The sequence below is a fragment of the Streptomyces canus genome (assembly GCF_030815415.1).
In the GTDB taxonomy this organism is placed as follows: domain Bacteria; phylum Actinomycetota; class Actinomycetes; order Streptomycetales; family Streptomycetaceae; genus Streptomyces; species Streptomyces canus_F.
The window spans coordinates 4,054,651-4,078,513 of the sequence record NZ_JAUSWW010000001.1 but is presented as its reverse complement, the minus strand read 5'-3'; the positions used below and the strand labels follow the sequence as shown (position 1 = coordinate 4,078,513).

General features: G+C 69.7%; 20 protein-coding genes. 14 read left to right on the top strand and 6 right to left on the bottom strand.

All coding sequences use genetic code 11. The annotated features are described in order from the left end of the window. The first annotated feature begins 67 nt into the window (after positions 1-67). Positions 68-1,531, top strand: coding sequence for a tetratricopeptide repeat protein (locus QF037_RS18710; RefSeq protein ID WP_307026745.1), 1,464 nt, complete (start codon positions 68-70; stop codon positions 1,529-1,531). Further along, positions 1,528-3,849 carry a glycosyltransferase gene (locus QF037_RS18705; RefSeq protein WP_307026743.1) on the top strand — a complete coding sequence of 774 codons (2,322 nt, stop codon included), beginning with the start codon at positions 1,528-1,530 and terminating at the stop codon, positions 3,847-3,849. Before QF037_RS18710 ends, QF037_RS18705 begins: the two co-directional genes overlap by 4 nt. A 37-nt stretch (positions 3,850-3,886) precedes the next feature. Here the strand turns inward: QF037_RS18705 and QF037_RS18700 are convergent, their stop codons facing one another. The 4 genes from QF037_RS18700 to QF037_RS18685 form a co-directional block, all read right to left on the bottom strand. Next, positions 3,887-4,195 carry a DUF6193 family natural product biosynthesis protein gene (locus tag QF037_RS18700; protein ID WP_307026741.1) on the bottom strand — a complete coding sequence of 103 codons (309 nt, stop codon included), beginning with the start codon at positions 4,193-4,195 and terminating at the stop codon, positions 3,887-3,889. Positions 4,196-4,214: 19 nt separating this feature from the next. After that, a complete protein-coding gene (locus QF037_RS18695) occupies positions 4,215-5,192 on the bottom strand; it encodes a hypothetical protein (protein WP_307026739.1) in 978 nt (325 codons plus the stop codon). A gap of 138 nt (positions 5,193-5,330) precedes the next feature. Continuing rightward, a complete protein-coding gene (locus tag QF037_RS18690; protein WP_307026737.1) occupies positions 5,331-6,674 on the bottom strand; it encodes an alpha-2,8-polysialyltransferase family protein in 1,344 nt (447 codons plus the stop codon). Beyond that, a complete protein-coding gene (locus tag QF037_RS18685; protein ID WP_307026736.1) occupies positions 6,674-7,660 on the bottom strand; it encodes a glycosyltransferase family 2 protein in 987 nt (328 codons plus the stop codon). Before QF037_RS18685 ends, QF037_RS18690 begins: the two co-directional genes overlap by 1 nt. A 198-nt stretch (positions 7,661-7,858) precedes the next feature. Here QF037_RS18685 and QF037_RS18680 point away from each other — a divergent pair, with 198 nt between their 5' ends. The 4 genes from QF037_RS18680 (at position 7,859) to QF037_RS18665 (ending at position 12,625) form a co-directional block, all read left to right on the top strand. Beyond that, a complete protein-coding gene (locus tag QF037_RS18680) occupies positions 7,859-9,181 on the top strand; it encodes a DUF6716 putative glycosyltransferase (protein ID WP_307026734.1) in 1,323 nt (440 codons plus the stop codon). 140 nt (positions 9,182-9,321) lie between these two features. Continuing rightward, positions 9,322-10,539: an acylneuraminate cytidylyltransferase gene (locus tag QF037_RS18675; protein ID WP_307026732.1), complete on the top strand. Its 1,218-nt coding sequence runs from the start codon at positions 9,322-9,324 to the stop codon at positions 10,537-10,539. A 14-nt stretch (positions 10,540-10,553) separates the two neighbouring features. After that, on the top strand, positions 10,554-11,495 hold the full coding sequence (locus tag QF037_RS18670; protein WP_307026730.1) for an N-acetylneuraminate synthase family protein: 942 nt from the start codon (positions 10,554-10,556) through the stop codon (positions 11,493-11,495). A gap of 59 nt (positions 11,496-11,554) precedes the next feature. Beyond that, entirely contained in the window at positions 11,555-12,625 is a 1,071-nt protein-coding gene (locus QF037_RS18665; protein WP_307026728.1) for a hypothetical protein, read from the top strand. 22 nt (positions 12,626-12,647) lie between these two features. On the opposite strand, the gene QF037_RS18660 is transcribed toward QF037_RS18665, so the two are convergent. After that, positions 12,648-13,325, bottom strand: coding sequence for a class I SAM-dependent methyltransferase (locus tag QF037_RS18660; protein ID WP_307026726.1), 678 nt, complete (start codon positions 13,323-13,325; stop codon positions 12,648-12,650). 10 nt (positions 13,326-13,335) lie between these two features. Continuing rightward, positions 13,336-13,608 (bottom strand): hypothetical protein, encoded by a 273-nt coding sequence (locus tag QF037_RS18655; RefSeq protein WP_307026724.1) that lies wholly within the window; start codon positions 13,606-13,608, stop codon positions 13,336-13,338. A gap of 403 nt (positions 13,609-14,011) precedes the next feature. Here QF037_RS18655 and QF037_RS18650 point away from each other — a divergent pair, with 403 nt between their 5' ends. The 8 genes from QF037_RS18650 (at position 14,012) to QF037_RS18615 (ending at position 23,833) form a co-directional block, all read left to right on the top strand. Next, a complete protein-coding gene (locus QF037_RS18650) occupies positions 14,012-15,232 on the top strand; it encodes an amidohydrolase (protein WP_307026722.1) in 1,221 nt (406 codons plus the stop codon). Positions 15,233-15,518: 286 nt separating this feature from the next. Next, on the top strand, positions 15,519-16,559 hold the full coding sequence (locus tag QF037_RS18645; protein WP_307037244.1) for a BMP family lipoprotein: 1,041 nt from the start codon (positions 15,519-15,521) through the stop codon (positions 16,557-16,559). A 231-nt stretch (positions 16,560-16,790) separates the two neighbouring features. Continuing rightward, the gene (locus QF037_RS18640) at positions 16,791-17,837 is read left to right on the top strand and encodes a BMP family lipoprotein (protein WP_307026720.1); all 1,047 of its coding nucleotides are present in this window, start codon (positions 16,791-16,793) and stop codon (positions 17,835-17,837) included. 214 nt (positions 17,838-18,051) lie between these two features. Then, positions 18,052-19,698, top strand: a complete 1,647-nt coding sequence (locus tag QF037_RS18635; protein WP_373463962.1) for an ABC transporter ATP-binding protein — start codon at positions 18,052-18,054, stop codon at positions 19,696-19,698. Then, on the top strand, positions 19,695-20,813 hold the full coding sequence (locus QF037_RS18630) for an ABC transporter permease (RefSeq protein WP_307026717.1): 1,119 nt from the start codon (positions 19,695-19,697) through the stop codon (positions 20,811-20,813). Before QF037_RS18635 ends, QF037_RS18630 begins: the two co-directional genes overlap by 4 nt. Then, positions 20,813-22,072, top strand: a complete 1,260-nt coding sequence (locus QF037_RS18625; RefSeq protein ID WP_307026715.1) for an ABC transporter permease — start codon at positions 20,813-20,815, stop codon at positions 22,070-22,072. The genes QF037_RS18630 and QF037_RS18625 overlap by 1 nt, the downstream gene beginning before the upstream one ends. Then, a complete protein-coding gene (locus tag QF037_RS18620; protein WP_307026713.1) occupies positions 22,069-22,467 on the top strand; it encodes a cytidine deaminase in 399 nt (132 codons plus the stop codon). The genes QF037_RS18625 and QF037_RS18620 overlap by 4 nt, the downstream gene beginning before the upstream one ends. Before the next feature lie 82 nt (positions 22,468-22,549). Next, positions 22,550-23,833, top strand: a complete 1,284-nt coding sequence (locus QF037_RS18615; protein WP_307026711.1) for a thymidine phosphorylase — start codon at positions 22,550-22,552, stop codon at positions 23,831-23,833. The last annotated feature ends 30 nt before the right edge of the window (positions 23,834-23,863 follow it).

Here is a 23,863-nt window from a genome sequence, read left to right as displayed (position 1 = left end):
CCCCCCACACAAGCGGTAAAGCCCAAGAACTCGCCTGAGCTTTGGTAAGAAGACAAACAGGAGTGCCATGACGACGGTCCAGAAGAGACGTGCACGGGCGCGTGGAGGGGAGCTGGACGACTGCCTGCGCGCCTGCGCGGTGCACAGCGGAAAGGTCGTCGGCAGCATCGACCGGCGCCGCGTCGAACTCGCGGAGCAGCTGCGCAAGCTGCTCGTGGTGTGGGGCACGACGGCCACGTCCGCCCCCGTGCCCGCTCCGGCCGGCGGCGCCACCGCGCTGCTCAAGCGGGCCGTCAAGGGCGCCGCGACCCCGGCCTCCGCGATCCCGGGCGAGCTCCTCGACGCGCTGCTCGCCGTCGCCAACAAGGCGCTCCAGTGCGGCTACGACGACGAGCTCGACCTCGCCCTCGTCATCAGCGACACCGTCCTCGCCCAACGCAAGAACTCCCGCGCCGGATGGCGGCTGCGCGCCCGGCTCCTGGAGGCCCTCGGCGAGGAGTCCGAGGCCGTCGAGGCGTACGAGAAGTACCTCGCCCTCACCGACGACGACGGCTTCGGCGTCCGCGCCAAGATCGCCGGTCTGCGCGTCGCGGCCGACAAGGAGCGGGAGCTGCTGGCGCTGCTGAAGCGGCAGAGCCCACGCGCCGCGGAGTTCACCCGCCGTGCCGCCACCGACGTCTGGGCCGAGGGCCTGGCCGCCCACGCGGTGGGGGACTGGGCCGAGGCCGAGCCGCGTCTCGTGGGAGCGCTCCTGACGCTGGCCGCCGAGGGCGCCCCGGTCGCCGACCGGCAGGAACTCCTCAGCCAGTACCTGGACCTGCGCACCACCGAGTCGACGGACCTCGCCTCTCTCACCGAGGCCCTCGCCCTCTACGCCGAGCAGCGGCGCAACCGGATGCGCGGCCCCGTCACCGACCCCACCGTCGGCGGAGTGCAGTGGATCAGCCTCGGCGAGTTCCGCAACCGGATCGCCGGCAAGTCGATCTGCCTGATCGCCAACTCCGGGCGCGTCGGCGCCAGTTCCATGGGCGCCGAGATCGACGCGTACGACCTCGTCGTCCGCTTCAACTCGTACCGGATCGACCCGAAGCACACCGGCAGCCGCACCGACATCCACGCCACCATCCACAAGCACGGCTTCAACTGGGACCAACGGGTGGACACCCGGCTCGTGTTCGGCGGCATCTCCGGCGACTGGAAGTACTCGCTGCGCAACCGGCTCGTCCCCGGCGCCCAGACCTGCCTCGGCGACGAGTCGCTGCGCTGGCCCGTGCGCAACATCGGCAGGCTCGGCACCGACGTCTGGTCCGGCATCCCGACCACCGGCTTCAACATGCTGTACCTGCTGGACTTCCTGGACGTCAGCCCGACCCTCGACCTGATCGGCTTCGACTTCTACGAGAGCGGCGCCTACCGCGTCCAGGAGGCGATGAAGCTCGCGATCACGTCCGTGCACGAGTACACCAGCGAGAAGGCATGGGTCATGCAGCGGGCCCAGAGCGTGACCGACATGAGGATCTCCCTGCGATGACCACTGCCCTGCCTGCGACACAGGCCCCCGCCACCGACGCCCACGCGCTCACCGGCAAGCGCCGCATCGCCTTCGCGTCCTACGTCGACGAGAACTACCTGCCCGGGTTCCTCACCCTCCTGCGCAGCCTCGCGCTCTCCAACCCCGGCGTGTGCGAGGACTTCGTCGTCCTCTACGACGATCTGCGCCCCGGCTCGATCGCGAGGATCCGGGCCCTGCACCCGCGGATCGTCCTCAAGCGGGTGGGCGACACGCACTACGACTCGTACAAGAAGGGCGACCAGGACAACTACCTGGTCCGCAAGGCGTACTTCATCCTCGACGTGTTCAGGATCCGCGAGTACGACACGATCATCACCCTCGACACCGACATGGTGGTCCTGAGTGACCTGAGTGAACTCCTGAAGCTGCGCGAAGGGCTGGCGGCCGTTCCGCAGTTCTTCTACGGGCAGCACAAGCTCAACTCGGGGCTTCTGGTCATCCAGCGCGAGTATCTGAGCGACGAGTTCTGCGCCCGGCTCGACCGGTGCGGCCGCAGCGGCGACTACGAGCTCGACAAGCACGACCAGGGCATCCTCAACGCCGTCCTCGACGGCGACTTCGCGCGCCTGGACCCGCGCTACAACTTCGTCAAGCGGCGGCTGTCCGGAGACCTGCCGGTCCCCGAGGACACCGCGATCCTGCACTTCACCGGCCGCCACAAGCCCTGGCAGGGCGGCGAGGCCGGATACAGCCAGGCGGAGGAGCGCTGGCGTGAGTTCGAGCTGTCGGACGCCGACTTCCAGAGCGCCTACCTCGCCTCGAGCGGCGGCCTCCACCACGACCTGGTCGTCCACTTCGGCACCCCGCACGTCCAGCGCACCGGCGACGTCGAGGTGGCCCGCAAGGTCGCCGCCGCGCACATCGCGAACGGCGACTACCAGGACGCCGTCGACGTCCTGTCCGGCGTCCGGATCCCGCTCGACGAGGCGTGGCCGCACGAGGTCCTCGGCCACGCCCTGATGAGCGTCTCCCGCTACGAGGAGGCCAAGGCCCAGCTGCTGCTGGCCACCGCCGCCCCCAACCGGGCCGCCACGGCGTACGCCCGGCTGGCCCAGATGGCGTGGGTGCACGGCGACCACACGGAGTCCCTGCGGTACGCCACCGCCGGTATCACCGTCGACCCGACCCACCGCTCCAGCCGGCTGTGGGCGCAGCGCGCGGGCGCCGTCCCCTCGCAGGAGCGGGGCAGTGCCGAGGACCAGCTCGCCCACGTCGCCTTCTACATGGACCGGCAGGGCAACGCGGGCGACAAGCTCCTCCCGGAGACCGTCCGGCTCGCCTTCGACCCCGACGTCACCTCGCGGCGCTGGCACTCGGTCCACGCCCACCGCCTCTTCGACGAGGCAGCGCTGGAGCGGGTCAACGCGCGGCGGGGCCTGGTCATCGGCGGCGGCGGCCTGTTCATCCCGGACACCATGCCCAACGGCAACAGCGCCTGGCAGTGGAACGTCCCGGACGAGCTCCTGAACCGCATCGACGTGCCGATCGCGGTCTTCGCCGTGGGCTTCAACGCCTTCGACGGCCAGTCGTACCGGGCGAACCGCTTCCGCGACTCGCTCCTCCAACTGGTCGAGCGCTCCGCCTTCTTCGGCCTGCGCAACCACGGCTCGATCGAGAAGGTCCGCGCGATGCTGCCGTCGCGCCTGCACGACAAGGTGCGCTTCCAGCCCTGCCCCACCACCGTCATGCGCCAGCTGGTCGCGGGCTGGCAGGACCCGGTGCGGCGCGAGAACACGATCCTCGTCAACGCGGCGTACGACCGCGCGGGTCTGCGCTTCGGCCACGACTACGGCTACTTCCTCGCCCAAATGGCCCAGGCCGTACGGGACTTGGGGCAGCTCGCCGAGGTGCAGTGCGTGGCGCACTCGCTCGACGACGAGAAGATCGCCTTCGATCTGCGCCGCGAACACGGCATCTCGCTGCCGGTCATCCCGATGTACGACTTCGAGAACGACCAGATCCGCGAGCTGTACGCCCGCACCAAGCTGGTGATCGGCATGCGCGGCCACGCCGGGATGATCCCGTTCGGCGTCGGCACGCCCGTCATCAGCCTGATCTCGCACCCGAAGATGGCGTACTTCCTGCGGGACATCGAGCGCCCGGAGTGGGGCGTCTCGGTCCACGACCGCCACCTCGCGGCCCGGCTGGTCGAGCGCGCGAGCGACCTGCTCGCCGACCACGCCAAGACGGTCGCCGACGTCCACGGCCGCCAGCAGGAGCTGTGGAAGGTCACCGAGGCCAACGCGGCCGACCTCCGGGTGATCCTGGGGAGTTGAGAGACGGCGGGCCCCCACGGCACAGGGGGCCCGCACCTCACTCGTCCGGCAGGCGTTCCAGAACCAGGTCGACGGCCTCCCGCGCGGTCGCCACCCGGCCCACCGACTCCTGCCGGGAGGGACCCATGACGAAGTAGGTGCCCCCGTGCTCGGACAGAACGAAGGGGACGTCCCAGGTCCACGGGTACGCGACGGTACGGCTGAAGTGGAGCTCGCCCATCCCGACCCAGGGAAACCGGCGCCGCAGCCGGGGTTCCGCGTAGGCCAGGTCCAGCAGCTCCGGCCGTACCCGACCGTCGTCCCGCGCCTTCTGCCAGCCCGCCTCTGTCGCCGCGTCCGTGTCCATGGGCCCATCATGCGACAGCTCAGCGGCCGACGGCCTTGTGCAGCAGCCGGGTGAGCTTCGAACCGCCCGGCGGCTCCTTCTCGTACGCCTTGCGCAGCTGCTCGAAGTGGTCGGCGCGGGTGCGGCTCAGGTACTCGTCGGAGGTCAGCGGCTTGGCGATCGACCAGGCCCGCCGGTGCTGGCCGTCGTAGTGGGCGACATACGCCTTGGACAGCTCCAGGACGGACTTGAAGGGGATGCCGCCGGTGTGGTCGCGGTCGATCCTCTCCTGGACGGCGGAGATCAGGGCGAGCTTCTCGTCGACGGTGTAGTCGTCCTCGGTGATCCGCTCGAGGACGTCCGCCGGGATCGGCTTCGTCACCTCGAAGGCGAGGGTGGAGCGGATCGGCGGACCGGCGATCTCGATGTACGGCAGCAGCGCGCCGGTGCTGTGGTGCAGCCACGGCAGCCGGGGCCCGGCGAAGTCCTGGTGCAGGACGACCGTCCCGGGCCGCATCCGGGTCAGGAACCGCTCCGACACACACCGGAACACCCGGGCGGTCTTGGCTATGTCGATGTGCAGGAACTCCACGGGGCTGGTGTCCTCGGGGTCCGAGGTCTGCCACAGGTCACCGGCGTGGATCTCCAGGAACGGCAGGAACGGCTCCAGGCGTCCCTTGAAGTCGTCCAGGAAGGAGGTGTCGTCCTCGGGCCTGTGACCGGAGTCGAAGAACTTCTCCGAGGCGAACGTGCCCTTGCCGACCCGGAAGAAGTCGTACGCGTGCAGCCGCCCGGTCTTTCGGTCGAACACGGGGCTCTCGCTCAGGCCGAGCGCGAGCGCGTACGTCGATCCGCCGCCCCCCGAGCCCAGTTCGACGATCCGGTCCCGGCCCGTGAGGTGGTGCCGGCCCACCAGGTACAGGAACTGCAGCTCCCAGGCGCTGCACTGGGTGTAGGGCAGGTTCTCCGGCAGGGTGACGGTGTCGAAGAGGGAGTACAGCCGGCCGAGCTTCGTCATGAGTGCCTCACGGGATGCGGATAGGCGGTGCCCGTGATCCTAGGGACCCGGACACCGCTTCACCATTGAATCAACGGAGTAGCTCGATGGTTGGGCTGTATTTCCACGGCCTTTCCGGGGAGTTCATCCCTCATTCGCTCAGCGCTTCACGGCCTTCCGCAACGCCTTGGCCCGCCGGACCACCCGGCGTGCGGTGGAGTTGCGCGGCAGGAACGACAGCCGCTCCGGGATGCCGCCGGGCAGGCCCAGCGAGGTCAGGCGCTTGCGCTTGAAGTAGCGCTGGGTGCGCGGGCCGAAGTGCTGCGAGAGGTAGCGCTCGGCGGCCGGACGCAGACGCGGGTGCATCTGCGGCTGCATGGTGAAGCCCACCGCGGTGACCAGAGCGTTCAGATCCCCGTCGGGCACGGCGTCCTCGCCCTTGCGCGACTCCAGGTCCGCCAGCACGGCGTCGGCCAGCACCGCCGGGACCCGGTTGCTGTTCTGGTACGGCGTGAGCCGGTCCAGGAGCGGCTCGGTGCCGATGCGGGCGACGGGGAGGCCGTAGAAGACGGACGCCGTGAACAGCGCCGTCGAGAAGCAGCCCACGACCAGCCCCGGCCGGGCCCTCTCGAACAGCACCTCGGCGAGGACGGGGGTGTCCAGGACGGTCAGGTCGACGCCCAGCTTCCCGGCCTCGGTCTCCAGGACGCGGCTGAAGCGGGCCGGCGCGGTGGGGTGCGGCTTGAAGACGACGCTGCGATGCCCGCGCTCGACCGCGCCGCGCAGCATCCGTACGTGCAGGTCCTCCTCCTCCTTGACGGAGAGGATGTTCAGCGCGGACAGATACTGGCCGAGGAGCAGCGCCGAGTTCTCGGGCAGCTCGGGCAGCTCCGGTACGGCCTCGCCGAGTTCGCTCAGCACCTTCAGGAACGCGCCCGTCGGCACGACCTGCCCGGGCACGTCGAACTCGGTCAGCAGCATCGGCGTGAGGCCCGGCACCAGGTCCAGGTGGAGCAGCCGGCGCACGCGCGTGCCGACCAGCGGGTCGAGCTTGTTGCGGGTGGGGCCGTAGCTCATCAGGCCGTCCGCGTAGACATGCACGGGGGCGCCGGTGAACAGCTGGGCCACGGTGAGCGCGGGGGTGACCTGGATGGACTCCAGGACCAGCTCGACGCGGTCGTCACCGAGGCCCCAGAGCAGCCGCAGATAGCGCTCGAAGAGCGGGATGTCGTCGGCGCGCGGTGTCCAGGAGCCGGGGTGGAAGGGGCGGATGGCCTCGTTCCAGGACAGCACGTCGTCGAAGTGGTCGCGCAGCGGCTCGAAGCCCGGCATGGCGTCGACCGCCAAAGTGGTCTCCGGGTTCGCCGAGTTGTTGAACACCAGCAGCACCCGCCGCTCCGCCTCCTCGAAGAGGTCGGAGTCGATCGCGGCGGCCAGGGTGGCGGCCCCGTACAGCGTGGAGGCGCAGAAGATCTGGGTCGTACGACGGGGGTGGGGGGACATCAGGCAGCCGCCTTCGCTGTGGTGACCCGGCGCCGCAGCCGCCGCAGCCTGGACGAGCGGCGCAGGTCCATCGTGTCGAGTACGTCGCCGAGGGCGTCCTGCGGCATCCGCTTTATGGCCGCCGCGCTCATCGCCTGGAGCCGCCTGGCCACACCCGGCTCCCACTTGGCCTCGTCGGAGAGGTGGTGGGCGATGATCGCGCAGTAGGTGCGCACCGCCTTCGGGAGCAGCCGGGCGGCGTCCCGGTCCGTCGCCGTCTCCTCGATGACCTGGTCGAAGGCGCGGATGAAGTCCAGCTGGCGGGCGTCGCCGATCTGGGTGAGCGAGGAGGCGACCCCACGCCGGTAGAACACGCCGAGCAGGCTCACCACGGCGAACGACTCCGCCTCGCGGTGCAGCTTCCAGATCCACGGCCGGTCCTCGGCCGTGCGCAGCCCGTCGGTGAAGTGCAGCAGGCCCTTGTCCAGGAGGCGGCGGTGGTAGGCGCCGGCCCACGCGTACGCGTAGTCGACGGAGGTCGTCCGGTCGGCGGGCAGGATCGCCTCGCGCGGGTTCAGCACCTCCCCCCGCAGCCCGACCGGCGCCCGGTGGACGGACCGGGCGCGGGCGGTCGCCTGGACATGGTCGGTGCGGATGAAGTCGCAGCCCAGGTCCTCGATGGCCGCCACCAGCTCGGCGAGATAGCCCGGCGCGAGCCAGTCGTCGCCGTCGAGGAAGGTGAGGTACTCGCCCGTCGCCGCGTCCAGTCCGGTGTTGCGGGCGGTGGCGAGACCTCCGTTCTCCTCATGGCGGATATATCTCACCTGCGCGACATCCGAAAGGGACTCGGCCGCCCGTTCGAGAATGGCCGGTGTCTCATCCCTGGATTTGTCGTCGACCAGGATGAACTCGAAGTCGCTCCGGGCGTTCAACCGCAGAGTTCTGAGGGTGTCCGGGGCGTATTGCTGCACGTTGTAGAACGGCACGATCACGGAAAGCTTTGGCACCTGGGAAACGGTAGAAGGCTGCCCGGCAGGGGAACTGGACGGTGATAGTACGGGGGGTGAACTGAATGTGTCGGAACGGTGCATCCCCTGTACTTCCCGGTCTTCGGCGGGCCAGTTCGGCTCTCGGTGGGCTGTTGTTAACTTTTCGTTGATTCGCGGTTGGGCCATTCCTGGGAATTGCTTTCTAGCGTCTTGGACGTGCCAGCAAGTACAACGAAGCCGACGCGAATCGCGGTCCTAGCGGACTCGGACACCCGCTGGAAATGGGGTGCCCTCACCTCCCATCGCATCGCCCCGCGCGAGGACGCGCAAGGGCCCCTCGCCCTGAGCGGATTCCTGCTGCGCGGACGCGCCACCCCCACCCCGCGCCAGCTGGCGGAGGTCGGCGTGCACGCCGACTCGCTGCGGGAGGTCACGGCCGTCGAGTTCCTGCGCGCCATGGCCGAGGAGGAGTACGACGTGGTCGTCGTCGCCCTCGTCGGCGGCGGCGTCCAGGCCGTGCTGCACGGCCTCAAGCGGGTGTGGGAGGGCCGCGAGAGGCGTCCCGTCGTCGTCACCGGCTACGTCGGTGTCGTCTACGAGAAGCTCGCCGACGGCCTCCTGCTGCGCCACGGCGCCGACCTGGTCCTCGCCAACTCCCGCCAGGACGCGGACCGTTTCCGGGCCGTGTACGAAGGCGTGGGCGCCGACGCCTCGTCGGTCACGGAAGTGGCGCTGCCGTTCCTCGGCGGGGCCGTCTACGAGGGCGAGCACGATCCGTACACCGTGGTGTTCGCCGTGCAGCCCTCCGTCCCGGACAGCCGCAAGGACCGCACGTACCTGCTGAACCGGCTGATCCGGCACGCCCGGCTGCACCCCGAGCGCGAGGTGCTGCTGAAGCTGCGCTCCAAGCCGGGCGAACACACCACGCACATCGAGGAGCAGCCCTACCAGAAGCTGGTCCAGCGACTCGATCCGCCGGCCAACTTCCGGCTGGTGTACGGGAACATGGGCGAGGTCCTCGACCGCACCGACCTGCTGGTCACCATCAGTTCCACGGCCGCGCTCGAGTCCCTGCACCGCCGGATCCCGACGGTCGTCCTGACCGACCTCGGCGTCCGCGAGGTCCTCGGCAACCACCACTTCGTCGGCTCCGGCTGCCTCGCGTCCTGGGACCAGCTGGACGCGGGGTACCGGCCGGTGGCCGACGCGGAGTGGGTGGCCCGGCAGGGGGTGGTGGCGGACGGTTCGTACGAGACCGCCTTCGACGCGGCGCGGGAGCGGATCGCCAAGCTGCTGGCCCGTCCCGGGGGGTTGGCGCCGCTGACCCCGTACTACACACCCGCCACGGCTCCCGGTTACCTGCCCGGCATTTTGGCCCGCCATCACCTTGGCCCAGACGGCAGTCCGCTGCCGGGGGCGCCCGCGCATGACAGGGAGCCCGGGCCGGTTCGGCAGATCGTGCGGCGGGCCGCTCGGGGGGCGTATCGGCACGGGGTGCAGCGGGTGGCGCCGGTCATCCGGCGGATGGGGGAGCTGTGAACGCCTCCGAGAGTGCCGCGACGGGTCGTTTCGCGGCTGCGGCGCCGTCGGGGCTGGTCGCGCAGTTCCCCGCGCCCCTGGAGGGCGGCTCCGCCGGCCCTCTCTCTACCTCTGTGAACCCTGCGCTAGGAGTGCAAGCCATGTCCGACTCCCCGGCGGTGCGTCGCGTGCTCGCCGTCATTCCCGCTCGCGGCGGCTCCAAGGGCGTGCCCGCGAAGAACCTCGCCCCCGTCGGCGGCGTGCCCCTCGTGGCGCGGGCCGTGCGGGAGTGCCGGGCGACCCGGCTGGTGACGGACGTCGTCGTCTCCACCGACGACCAGGCCATCGCCGCCGCGGCCCGCGAGGCCGGCGCCGAGGTCGTGCTGCGGCCCGCCGCGATCGCGGGGGACACGGCGACCTCCGAGGCCGCCGTGCTGCACGCGATGGACACCCATGAGGCGCTGCACGGCGCGGCGGTCGATGTGGTGGTCTTCGTGCAGTGCACCAGCCCGTTCCTGGTCCGCGAGGACATCGACGGAGTGGCGGGCGCGGTCGTCGAGACCGGTGCCGACACGGCGGTGACCGTGGCCGCCTTCCACGGGTTCATCTGGCGCGACGCGGACGACGAGGCCACCGGCGGCGGCTACGGAGTCAACCACGACAAGTCCTACCGCCCCCGCCGCCAGGACCGCCCCCAGGACCTCCTGGAGACCGGCGCCGCCTACGCGATGGACGCGGCCGGCTTCCGCAAGCACCAGCACCGCTTCTTCGGCCGCACCGAACTCGTCCGCACGGACCCGGCCCGCGTGCTGGAGATCGACGACCCGCACGACCTCGCCAGGGCGCGGGCGCTAGCCCCCCTGTTGGACGCGGACCGGCCCGGTTCGCTGCCGACCGCCGAGGACATCGACGCGGTCGTACTGGACTTCGACGGCACCCAGACGGATGACCGGGTGCTGATCGACGCCGATGGAAAGGAGTTCGTCTCCGTGCACCGCGGAGACGGCCTCGGCATCGCCGCCCTGCGCGACAGCGGCCTGAACATGCTGATCCTCTCCACGGAGCAGAACCCGGTCGTCGCCGCCCGGGGCCGGAAGCTCAGGCTCCCGGTCCTGCACGGCATCGACCGGAAGGACCTCGCACTCAAGCAGTGGTGCGAGGAGCAGGGCATCGCGCCCGAGCGCGTGCTCTACGTCGGCAACGACGTCAACGACCTCCCGTGCTTCGCCCTCGTGGGCTGGCCCGTGGCGGTCGCGAGCGCCCACGACGTGGTACGCGGCGCCGCCCGTGCGGTCACCACCGTCCCCGGTGGCGACGGCGCGATCCGAGAGATCGCCAGCTGGATCCTCGGCCCCTCTCTCGACTCCCTCACCAGTTAAGGAAATCGCCTGCCATGAGCACCAACTCCCGTCTGCGTTCCTTCGGTTCCGAGCGCCTCGCCGGTCCCGGCCAGCCCGTCTACATCTGCGGCGAGATCGGCATCAACCACAACGGCGACCTGGAGAACGCCTTCAAGCTCATCGACGTGGCCGCCGAAGCCGGCTGCGACGCCGTGAAGTTCCAGAAGCGCACCCCCGAGATCTGCACCCCGCGCGACCAGTGGGACATCGAGCGCGACACCCCCTGGGGCCGGATGACCTACATCGACTACCGCCACCGCGTGGAGTTCGGCGAGGACGAGTACCGCCAGATCGACGAGTACTGCAAGAGCAGGAACATCGCCTGGTTCGCCTCCCCGTGGGACAACGAGGCCGTCGCCTTCCTGGAGAAGTTCGACGTGCCGGCCCACAAGGTGGCCTCGGCCTCCCTGACGGACGACGAGCTCCTGCGCGAGCTGCGCGCCACCGGCCGCACGGTCATCCTCTCCTCCGGCATGTCCACCCCGAAGCAGATCCGCCACGCGGTCGAGGTCCTCGGCTCGGACAACATCCTGCTCTGCCACGCCACGTCGACGTACCCGGCGAAGGCCGAGGAGCTCAACCTGCGCGTCATCAACACCCTCCAGGAGGAGTACCCGAACGTCCCGATCGGCTACTCCGGCCACGAGACGGGCCTGCAGACCACCCTCGCGGCGGTCGCCCTCGGCGCCACCTTCATCGAGCGCCACATCACCCTGGACCGCGCGATGTGGGGCTCCGACCAGGCCGCCTCCGTCGAGCCCCAGGGCCTGACCCGCCTGGTCCGCGACATCCGCACCATCGAGGCCTCCCTCGGCGACGGCGTCAAGAAGGTCTACGACTCCGAGCTCGGCCCGATGAAGAAGCTCCGCCGCGTCTCGGGCGTCGTCGCCGAGGCGGAGATCGCCGCCGCCGCGGGCGAGCCGGTCTCGGTCTGAGGCTGAAGTTCCGAGGCTGAAGTTCTGATGTGAATCACTTAGGGGACGGTCGTACGTCGATGAGCCGCCGCGCCGGATCAGCCGGCAGCAACTCCACTCTCGCGTTCGTCGAGAGCCCGGTACAGCTCCTGAACGTGCTGGAGTGGGCGCACGCCCACGCACCCGGCGCGGGGCTCACCCTCGTCGTGCTGTCCCCGACCGACCCCATGACCCGCGGCCAGCTCCGCCGGATGGCCGAGCTGGCCCGCGACGAGGGTCACGCGGTCCGCTGGGAGGAGGCCCGGGGCGGCCCCGCGGCCCCCTTCCAGACCATCGGGGGCCTGGCGGGCACGCTCCGCAGAGCGGACCGGGTCGTCCTCGGCGACCCGTTCTCCCGCTACGTACAACTGCTGCTGACCATCACGCGCGCGGCCGAGCTGGTCGTCGTCGACGACGGCACGGCCACGATGGAGTTCGTGGCCCAACTCGCCCGTGGGGAAAGGCTGGTCCGCTGGCACCGCAAGGGCGGCCGCCCGGGCCCCCGGGACCTGATCTTCGCTCCGGTGTCGGCCTCGGCCCGCAGGCGGCTGACGCCGAGCGAGCGCCGGCGGGTGCAGATCTTCTCGTCGATGCCGATGGAGGAGACCCCGGCGGGCGTGACGGTCTCGGCCAACACCTTCGCCTGGACCCGTGCCCGCTTCGGCCCGCCCCGCATCACCAAGGGCGCCGACATGGTGGGCACGTCGCTGGTGGAGACGGGAGTGGTGGACGGCGAGCGGTACCTGGAGGCGGTCCGCACCCTCGCCAAGGCCCACGGCACCACCCGCTACTTCGCCCACCGCCGCGAGAGCACGGAGAAACTCCACCGTCTGGCGGTCGAGACCGGCCTGGAAATCGTCCGCCCGGACCTCCCCCTGGAACTGATCGCCCGCCGGGGCCCGATCGGCCGCACCATCCTGAGTTTCCCCTCGACGGTCGTCCACACCCTGCCCCTGGCCCTGGTCGGCACCGACGTGCGGGTCTCGGTGTGCGACATCGACCCGAGCTGGCTGACGGAGAACGCCTCACCCCGGGCGCAGGGGTTCCTGTCGGGGGTGACGGGGACGGCACGGGACGTGCACCGGCTGTCGTCGGTGGTCGCGGCGGTGTGAGGGCGGGGCGCAGACGGCGGCCCTAACCCTCCTTGCGCGCCAGGAGAAAGGCGCGCGGGCGCACCTCGCCCTCCTGTGGCTCGCGCAGCACCCGGGTGTGCGGGCGCAGGCCCGCCTTGCCGAGCTGCTCGGCCACGGCGTCCGGGTCGCGCCAGTAGTAGTCGAGCGAGATCTCGTGGCCGAAGCGCTCGGCGAGGTGCAGGTGCTCGGTGTCCGCATCCGCATCCGACCCGGCCTGGAAGGCGAGGAGCACGTATCCGCCGGGCACCAGGACCCGGCGGAACTCGGCGAGCGTCGCGGGCAGGTGCTCGTCCGGGACGTGGATGAGCGAGTACAGGGCGGTGATCCCGCCCAGCGTCGCGTCCGGCAGATCCAGGGACGTCATCGAACCCACGTGGAACCGGAGTTCCGGATACCCCCGGCGGGCCAGCGTCACCATCCGGGGCGAGACATCGACCCCGAAGACCGGCAGGCCCAGACCCTTCAGATGCGCGGTGATGTGCCCGGGGCCGCTGCCGAGGTCGGCGACGGGGGCGGCTGCCCCGTTCGCTCTCACCAGCTCGGCGAAGGCGCCGAAGAGGGCGCGCTCCACGTGCAGGCCGGCCAGCCCGTCGGCGGGGAACCGCTCGCCGTATGCGTCGGCGATCGTGTCGTACGAGGTTCGGGTGTCCCGTATGAAGTCCGGGTGCTCGGCGCTCACGGGGGTGACCCTAGCGAGGCTCGTCCGGCCCCGGGTGAGGATCTCGAAGGAGGCCGGGGTCCTCGGTCGTCCAGGTGAATCCGTCCAGGGTGCCCGGCGCGTGTTCGTCGACCGTCAGCGGTGGGTGCCGCCACCGCTGGAACAGCAACACCGCCGACATCAGCAGCCAGCCCGCCAGCGTCATGATCACCAGGATCGCCAGGACCAGGCCCGCCACCCCCAGAACGCCGAATTTCGCCAGCATCCGTGGGATCTGGTCCTCGCCGCAGCCGCATGCCTCCATAGGGGAAGGGTGCTCCCCTCCGGGCCGGCCGTCACGTCGCGTGGCGGAAACGTCGCGTGGCGGTGATGATTCCGGGACCGGAACAAGCGTCTCCATGGAGGCAGGGTGGATTTACGGGGCGGCGCGGTCCCGACAGGTGAACAGAGCCGACGGGGCGGCACCGGGCGTGGTATCCGTGGAGGGAGGAGTGGATGAGTGACGGGTGTGGCCGGATGTCCTCTGCCGGGCCGCTCTCCGGGGATTACATGATCCACTCGGCCGGAAAGTCGGCCGAGTTTACCCATCCCAGCCGATACGTATGCGTCGAGCGGCCGGATTTTCTTCCCCTAACGGGTTGAACTTTTGTTGATCGAGGGGCAGTTGGTCGGCCCGGCGTCCTACCCTTCAGAGGGTGAAGCAATTGATGTCCCTAGAGTCCGAGGCCGGTCTTCCCGCGGAAGCTCCGCTTCCCGGCACGCTGCCGGAGTCGCTGCGTGCCGAACTTGTCGCGTTCCGGCGTGACTTGCACATGCACCCGGAGCTCGGCAACCAGGAGTTCCGTACGACCGCCGCCATCAAGGCGCGGCTGGAGAAGGCCGGACTGCGGCCGCGTGTGCTCGCGGTAGGCACCGGACTCGTCTGTGACATCGGGGACTGGAGCGGCGGGCGTCCCGCCCTCGCGCTGCGGGCCGACATCGACGCGCTGCCGATTCCGGACACGAAGAGTGACTGCCCGTACCGCTCGACCGTGCCGGACCGGGCCCACGCCTGCGGGCATGACGTGCATACGACGGTCGTGCTCGGGGCCGGCCTCGTCCTGGCCGATCTGCATCGGCAGGGACTGCTGCCGCGGCCCGTGCGGCTGGTCTTCCAGCCCGCCGAGGAAGTGCTGCCCGGTGGCGCCGCCGATGCCATCGAGTGCGGGGTGCTGGAAGGCGTCGGGCAGATCATCGCCGTGCACTGCGACCCGCGGGTGGACGCCGGGCGGATCGGACTGCGGGCCGGGGCCATCACCTCCGCCTGCGACCGGCTGGAGATCTCCCTCGGCGGACCCGGCGGCCACACCGCGCGGCCTCATCTGACGACGGACCTGGTGACCGCGGCCGCGCGGGTCGTCGTCGACGTGCCGGCGATCGTCGCCCGGCGGATCGACACCCGTGCCGGGCTCGCCGTGACCTGGGGGCGGATCGAGTCCGGGCACGCGCCCAACGTCATTCCGCAGCACGCCGAGCTCTCCGGCACCGTGCGCTGCCTGGACATCGAGGCCTGGCGCGAGGCGCCCGACGTCGTGGTCGCCGCGATCGACGAAGTCGCCAACCTGCATCGCGCCAAGTCGGAGATCAACTACGTGCGTGGTGTGCCGCCCGTGGTCAACGACCCGGCCGTCATCGATCTGTTGCGGGACGCCATGACCGCCCGGCGCGGTGCCGCCTCGATCGAGGGCACCGAGCAGAGCCTGGGCGGCGAGGACTTCTCCTGGTATCTGGAGCATGTACCGGGAGCCATGGCCCGGCTCGGTGTCCGTACCCCGGGGGAGCGGACCGTACGGGATCTTCACCAGGGTGACTTCGATGCCGACGAGTCGGCGATCACGGCGGGCGTGGAGCTGTTCACCGCCGCCGCGCTGCTCGATGGGGTTTCCTGAGAGGTCCGTGGAAGAGCTTGTGAAGGGGTGGCCGGTTTGGCACCCCTTCGTCCTCTTGTGTCACCCGGGCGTAACCGGGGGGCGGTGAACGTAACCCGATGGCGGCACGGTTCGATAACGGCCACGAGGAACCCCGTTCCCCTCCTCGTCTACGCGCGTTACTGTGCGCCGAAATGGCCACCATCGGCGGCGCATTGGGGAAAGCGGGCCGTTCGACGGGCCGTGGGATGAAGGGGTGCTTGCTGTGCGTTCCATATCTCGGAGGACCAGGTTCTCTCAAGCAGTGGTGGCCGTTTCGGTCATCGCGCTCGCGGCCGTCGGCTGTGGCGAGTCCAGCACGAAGGCCGGCAGCGACGATGCGTCGAAGTCGTCCTCGTCCGGCTCGTACTCGGGCAAGGGCATCGGCCTGGCGTACGACATCGGCGGCCGTGGCGACCAGTCGTTCAACGACGCCGCCTACGCCGGCTTCCAGCAGGCCGACAAGGAATTCAAGATGGGCGGCCGGGACGTCCAGCCGAGCGACGGCGAGTCGGAGGCGGACAAGGTCCAGCGTCTGACCGAGCTCGCCAAGGCCGGCTACAACCCGGTGATCGGCGTCGGCTACATCTACGCGCCGGCCGTCAAGGAGGTCGCCGCCAAGTTCCCGAAGACCACCTTCGGGATCATCGACGACGAGCAGACCAAGGCCGCCAACGTGGCCGACATGGTCTTCTCCGAGGAGCAGGCCTCCTACCTCGCGGGCGTCGCCGCCGCCAAGACCTCCAAGGCCAAGCACGTCGGCTTCATCGGCGGTGTGGACATCCCGCTGATCCACAAGTTCGGCGCGGGCTTCGTCCAGGGCGTCAAGTCCGTCGACCCGAGCATCAAGATCGAGTCGCAGTACCTGACCGAGACGCCCGCGGAAGGCGGCTTCTCCAGCCCTGACAAGGGCAAGGAGGCTGCCAGTGGTCAGATCGAGAAGGGTGCCGACGTCATCTACCACGCCGCCGGTCTCTCCGGCCAGGGCGTGATCTCCGAGGCCGCCGCCAAGAAGGTCTGGGCGATCGGTGTCGACTCCGACCAGTACAACCAGGACGCGCTGAAGAGCTACAAGGACTACATCCTCGGCTCGGCGCTGAAGAACGTCGGCGGCGCGGTCTACGAGCTCGCCAAGTCGGTCCACGAGGGCAAGCCGCTCACCGGTGTCGTCCGCGGCGACCTGAAGTCCGGCGGCGTGGGCTTCGCCGACTCCAACCCGAAGTACAAGGCCATGACGGAGGTCGTCGCGGCGGTGGACAAGGCCAAGCAGGACATCATCGACGGCAAGGTGACGGTGAAGACTTCGTAAGGCCCGACGCGGGGCCGAAAGGGCCCTTCGTACGCCCGCCCGGGCAGCGTTGCAGCTCGTACGCCCCTTGCCTCCCGCAAGGGGCGTACTGCTGTCCGTAGTCTGTCCACCAACTGTGGCCACAGCTCGGTAACGGACCGGACAGAAGGGGTTTTCCGTCTGGTCTACGCGCGTTACGCTGCGGCGGAACCAGCGCCTGGTTTGGGCGCTTGCACAAAGGAGTCTCGTTCCATGCGCCGGGTGTCCCGTATCACGATTGCAGGCGTTGCAACCGCAGCCCTCGCCCTCACCGCGTCCGCGTGCGGCAGCTCGTCCAGCGAGTCGTCGGGCAGCGACAGCAAGAACCTCGGCCTGGCCCTGGCGTACGACGTCGGCGGCAAGGGCGACCAGTCCTTCAACGACGCCGCCACCGCCGGCCTGGACAAGGCCGACAAGGAGTTCGGCTACAAGTCCACCGCCGTCGAGCCGCAGGACGGCGAGTCGGAGGCGGACAAGGTCCAGCGCCTGGAGACCCTCGCCAAGCAGGGCTACAACCCGGTCATCGGCGTCGGCTTCGCCTACGCGCCGGCCGTCAAGGAAGCCGCGGTCAAGTTCCCGAAGACCACCTTCGGCATCGTCGACGACGAGCAGACCAAGGCCGACAACGTCGCCGACCTCGTCTTCTCCGAGGAGCAGGCCTCCTACCTGGCCGGTGTCGCGGCCGCCCTGTCCACCAAGTCGAACACCGTCGGCTTCATCGGTGGCGTGGACGTCCCGCTGATCCACAAGTTCGCGGCCGGCTACAAGCAGGGCGTCGAGGACACCAAGAAGGGCGTCACGGTCAAGGTGCAGTACCTGACCGAGACCGCCGCCGAGGGTGGCTTCTCCAGCCCCGACAAGGGTGAGAGTGCCGCCGAGGGTCAGATCGACGACGGCGCCGACGTCGTCTACGCCGCCGCGGGCCTGTCCGGCCAGGGTGTCATCAAGGCTGCCAACGCCAACAAGATCTGGGCGATCGGCGTCGACTCCGACCAGTACAAGCAGGACGCGCTGAAGGCGTACAAGTCCTCGATCCTGACCTCCGCCATGAAGAACGTCGAGGGCGCGGTCTACGAGCTCGCCAAGTCCGTCCACGACGGCAAGCCGGAGACCGGCGTCGTCCGCGGCAGCCTCTCCAACGGCGGCGTGAGCGTCTCCAACTCCAACCCGGAGTTCGCGAACAACGCCAAGATCCAGGACGCGATCAAGAAGGCGTCCGAGGGCATCAAGGACGGCACCATCACGGTGAAGACCTCCTGACCTCTCCGGGTAGAGGCCTTGGCCAAAGAAGCGCTGTAATGGCAGCGTTACGGCCGCGGAACGGGGCGCGGAGAGGATGGCTCCTCGCGCCCCGTTCGCGCGGCAGAATGCTCGGAACGGATCGTCCGTCAGAAAAGAACGATCAGGTCCGGGCACTATTTAAAGCAGGGGCGCTACGCGCGTAGAGCGGCCCCTTTCCCAAGGAGAGTGCGCCATCGACGCGTCCAGCAGCCCTCCGCTCACCGCACCGTCGACGATCGCGGTAGAGCTGGCGGGGATCACCAAGCGCTTCCCCGGTGTCGTCGCCAACCACGACATCCACCTGACGGTCCGAAAAGGCACGGTGCACGCCCTCGTCGGTGAGAACGGCGCCGGCAAGTCGACCCTGATGAAGATCCTCTACGGCATGCAGAAGCCGGACGAGGGCACCATCGCGGTCGGCGGCACCCAGGTGAGCTTCGGCAGCCCCGCCGACGCCATCGCCCGCGGCATCGGCATGGTCCACCAGCACTTCATGCTCGCCGACAACCTCACGGTTCTGGAGAACGTGGTGCTGGGCAGCGAGAAGCTGTACGGCATCGGCGGCGCCGCCCGGAAGAAGATCAAGGAGATCTCCGACCGCTACGGCCTCGGCGTCCGCCCCGACGCCCTGGTCGAGGACCTCGGTGTCGCCGAACGTCAGCGCGTGGAGATCCTCAAGGTCCTCTTCCGCGGCGCCGACACCCTGATCCTCGACGAGCCGACCGCGGTCCTCGTGCCGCAGGAGGTCGCCGCGCTCTTCGCCAACCTGCGCGAGCTCAAGTCCGAGGGCCTGTCGGTCATCTTCATCTCCCACAAGCTGGGCGAGGTCCTCTCCGTCGCGGACGAGATCACCGTCATCCGCCGCGGCACGACGGTCGGCACCGCCGTACCGTCCGAGACCACCCCGCGCCAGCTCGCCGAGATGATGGTCGGCAGCGAGCTCCCCACCCCGGAGACCGCCGAGTCGACCGTCACCGACCGGGCCGTCGTCGAGGTCAAGAACCTCACCGTGTACTCCTCGGGCGCGCTGACGCTCGGCGAGTCGTCCGCCTCCCTGCTCATGGACGAGGTGGGCGGCGCCGAGGTCAAGAAGGTCCTCGACGGCGTCTCCTTCACCATCCACGCCGGTGAGGTCATGGGCATCGCCGGTGTCGAGGGCAACGGCCAGACCGAGCTCATCGACGCCCTGATCGGCACCAAGAACGCCGACTCCGGAGCCATCTTCTTCGAGGGCGAGGACGTCACCTCCTGGGCCACCCGCAAGCGCCGGGAGTCCGGCGTCGGCTACATCCCCGAGGACCGCCACCGCCAGGGCCTGCTCCTGGAGGCCCCCCTCTGGGAGAACCGCATCCTCGGCCATGTCACCGAGACGCCCAACGCCAAGGGCTTCTGGCTGACCCCGAAGGCCGCCCAGGCCGACACCCGCCGCATCGTAGAGGAGTACGACGTCCGTACCCCCGGCATCGACGTCACCGCGGCCTCCCTCTCCGGCGGCAACCAGCAGAAGCTGATCGTCGGCCGCGAGATGAGCCACAATCCGAAGTTCCTGATCGCCGCCCACCCCACCCGCGGAGTGGACGTCGGCGCACAGGCCCAGATCTGGGACCGCATCCGCGACGCCCGCCGCGAGGGCCTGGCCGTGCTGCTGATCTCCGCCGACCTGGACGAGCTCATCGGCCTGTCGGACACCCTGCGCGTGATCTACAACGGCAGGCTGGTCGCCGACGCCGACCCGGCCACCGTCACCCCGGAGGAGCTCGGCTCCGCCATGACGGGTGCCGCCACCGGACACCTTGAGCACGTCGAGGACGAGAGCGCCCCGGAGGACGAGGCCCGATGAAGAAGTTCGACAAGGAGCGACTGCTCCTCGCCGTGGCCGGACCGGCCCTGGCGCTCGTCGCGGCGATCCTGCTGACCTCGGTCGTGCTGATCGCCTCGGGCAAGAGCCCGATCGAGCCGTACACGCTCATGCTGGAGCAGGCCGGCTTCTCCGACGTACAGGTTCTGATCATCAACCAGGCGTCGATGTACTACATCGCCGCCCTCGCGGTCGCCCTCGGCTTCCGGATGAACCTGTTCAACATCGGCGTCGACGGCCAGTACCGCCTCGGCGCCATGATGACCGCGGTGGTCGGCGCCCACGTGGCGCTGCCGTCGGCCCTCCAGGTCCCGCTGCTGATCCTGGTCGGCGCGCTCACCGGTGCCATGTGGGCCGGTATCGCGGGCCTGCTGAAGGTGACCCGGGGCGTCAGCGAGGTCGTCTCGACGATCATGCTCAACTCGATCGCCACCAGCCTCATCGGCTACCTCACCCTCACCGACAACTTCGGTGTGCTGGTCGGGGACAACGTCACGACCGGCGTGATGAAGGACTCCGGCTGGGTGCCCGGCATCAACCTCGGCTCGGATGTCGGCGAGATCTACGGCCTGGTCTTCCTCGCGGTCGCCATGGGCATCGGCTACTGGGCCGTCCTCAACCGCACCCGCTTCGGCTTCGACCTCAGGGCCACCGGTGAGTCCGAGTCCGCCGCCGCGGCCTCCGGCGTCAACGCCAAGCGCATGGTGCTCACCGCGATGCTGATCTCCGGCGCGGTCGCCGGCATCTCGGGCCTGCCGCTGCTGCTCGGCGACGCCCACACCTACAGCCTCAGCTTCCCGGCCGGCCTCGGCTTCACCGCCATCGGCATCGCCCTGCTCGGCCGCAACAACCCCGGCGGCATTGCCCTCGCCGCGCTGCTGTGGGCCTTCCTCGACAAGGCGTCCCCCGCTCTCGACTACGCGACTCCCGAGCCGTACGAGAAGGAGATCGCCACGATCATGCAGGGCCTGATCGTCTTCGCGGTCGTCATCTCCTACGAGGTCGTCCGCACCTGGGGTCTGCGCCGCCAGCAGAAGCGCGTCGGTGAGGAGCTCGCCGCGGCCGCCGCCAACACGAAGAAGGAGGTGGCGGTCTGATGAGCACCGCGACCATCGCCAAGGCGCCGGCGAAGCCCGGAAAGGGCGGCCGCCGTATCTCGCTGCCTGTCGTCCTCCTGATCATCTCGGGCGTTCTCATCCTGACGTCCGTCGTCCGCCTGATCACCGGCGCGGACGGCATCACCTCGACCGGCCAGATGTCCACCGCGCTGCGCTCCGCCGTGCCGATCGGGCTCGCGGGCCTCGGCGGTCTGTGGGCCGAGCGCGCGGGCGTCGTCAACATCGGCCTCGAGGGCATGATGATCCTCGGCACCTGGTTCGGAGCCTGGGCCGGCTACCAGTGGGGTCCCTGGACCGGCGTGCTCGTCGGCATCATCGGCGGCGCGCTCGGTGCCGTGCTGCACGCCATCGCCACGGTGACGTTCAACGTCAACCACATCGTCTCCGGTGTGGCCCTGAACATCCTGGCCCTGGGCACCACCCGCTATCTGTCGAAGTACACCTTCGAGGAGGCCCCGCAGGGCTCCTCCAAGCAGTCCCCGCCGATCGAGTCGCTGGGCACCTTCGACGTCCCGGGCCTGTCCAGCTGGCTGGAGACCCTCAACCAGAAGCACTGGTTCCTGGTCTCCGACATCGCCGGCCTGGTCGGCGGCCTGATCACCGACCTGTCTCCGCTCACCGTGGTGGCGGTCGCCCTCGTACCCGCCACCTGGTACGTGCTGTGGCGCACATCCTTCGGTCTGCGGCTGCGGTCCTGCGGCGAGAACCCGATCGCCGCCGAGTCGCTCGGTGTCAACGTCTACAAGTACAAGTACATCGCCGTGATCATCTCTGGCGGCTTCGCCGGCCTCGGCGGTGCCTTCCTGTCGATCGTGTCGTCCAACGTGTACCTCGACGGCCAGACGGCAGGGCGCGGTTACATCGGTCTCGCCGCGATGATCTTCGGCAACTGGATGCCGGGCGGACTCGCCCTCGGCGCGGGCCTGTTCGGCTACACCGACAGCCTCAAGCTGCGCGGCGGCACGACCAACGTCCACGCGCTGATCCTGCTCCTGGCGATCCTGCTGGTGTTCGGCGTCGCGTACCTCATCTGGAAGAAGAAGTACGTCCCCGCCGCCATCACCGCCGCGATCTCGGCCCTGATGTTCATCTGGTACACCAGCACGAACGAGGTCCCGAACCAGGTCGTGACGGCCAGCCCGTACGTCATCACCCTGCTGGTGCTCTCGCTGTCCGCACAGCGCCTGAGGATGCCGAAGGCGGACGGCCTGCCCTACCGGAAGGGGCAAGGGAAGTGACCTCCGCCGACTTCGACTGGGACGCCCTGCGGGAGGTGGCGCGCGAGGCGATGACCCACGCGTACGCCCCCTACTCGGGCTACCCGGTCGGCGTCTCGGCCCTCGTCGACGACGGCCGTACGGTCTCCGGCTGCAATGTCGAGAACGCCTCCTACGGACTCGGCCTGTGCGCCGAGTGCGGGCTGGTCTCGGAGCTGCAGCGCACCGGCGGCGGCCGGCTGACGCACTTCACCTGCGTCGACGGCCGGGGTGAGATCCTCGTTCCCTGCGGGCGCTGCCGTCAGCTGCTGTACGAGTTCGGTGGCCCGGATCTCCTCCTGGAGACCCCGGCGGGAATCCTGCCGCTGTCCGAGATGCTGCCGCAGGCCTTCGGACCGGGCCATCTCACCAAGTAACTACCGTGCGGCCCCTCCGAGTTGATGATCCATCCGGCTCGGAGGGGCCGCACACTTTCTGATTGTCCGGAAGGAATGCTTCATGGCCATGGACGCCATCTCCGTCATCCGCACCAAGCGCGACCGCGGTGAGCTCAGCGACGAGCAGATCGACTGGGTCATCGACGCGTACACCCGCGGGGAGGTCGCCGACTACCAGATGGCCGCGCTGAACATGGCCATCCTCCTCAACGGCATGAACCGCGGCGAGATCTCCCGCTGGACCGCCGCGATGATCGCGAGCGGCGAGCGCATGGACTTCTCGGGGCTGTCTCTCCCCACCGCCGACAAGCACTCCACCGGCGGCGTCGGCGACAAGATCACGCTGCCCCTCGCCCCGCTGGTCGCGGCGTGCGGCGCGGCCGTCCCGCAGCTGTCCGGCCGCGGCCTCGGCCACACCGGCGGCACGCTGGACAAACTGGAGTCGATCCCGGGCTGGCGCGCGCTGCTGTCGAACGAGGAGATGCTGCACGTCCTCGACACCACGGGTGCGGTGATCTGCGCGGCCGGCGACGGTCTCGCCCCGGCCGACAAGAAGCTGTACGCCCTGCGCGATGTCACCGGCACCGTGGAGGCGATCCCCCTCATCGCCTCGTCGATCATGTCGAAGAAGATCGCGGAGGGCACGGGCTCCCTGGTCCTGGACGTGAAGGTCGGCACCGGCGCCTTCATGAAGACGATCGAGGACGCCCGCGAACTGGCCTCCACGATGGTCGGCCTGGGCACGGACCACGGTGTGAAGACGGTGGCGCTGCTGACGGACATGTCGACGCCGCTGGGCCTGACGGCGGGCAACGCCCTCGAGGTCCGCGAGTCGGTCGAGGTCCTGGCGGGCGGCGGCCCGTCGGACGTCGTGGAACTGACCATCGCCCTGGCCCGCGAAATGCTCGCCGCGGCGGGCGTGAAGGACGCCGACCCGGCGAAGGCGCTGGCCGACGGCTCGGCCATGGACGTCTGGCGCCGCATGATCGCGGCCCAGGGCGGCGACCCGGACGCGGAGCTGCCGGTCGCCAAGGAGCAGCACGTGGTCAAGGCCACCGCCTCCGGTGTCCTGACCCGCCTCGACGCCTACGACATCGGCATCGCCGCCTGGCGCCTCGGTGCGGGCCGCGCCCGCAAGGAGGACCCGGTCCAGGCGGGCGCGGGCGTCGAGATGCACGCCAAGCCGGGCGACACGGTCACCGAGGGCCAGCCCCTGCTGACCCTCCACACGGACACCCCGGAGCGCTTCGCCTACGCGCTGGAGGCGGTCGAGGGTTCCTACGACATCGCCGCCGCGGGCACGGACTTCACCGCGTCGCCGGTGGTGCTGGAGCGCATCGCCTGATGTGAGGTGGCAGGAAAGGGGCCGGTGCCT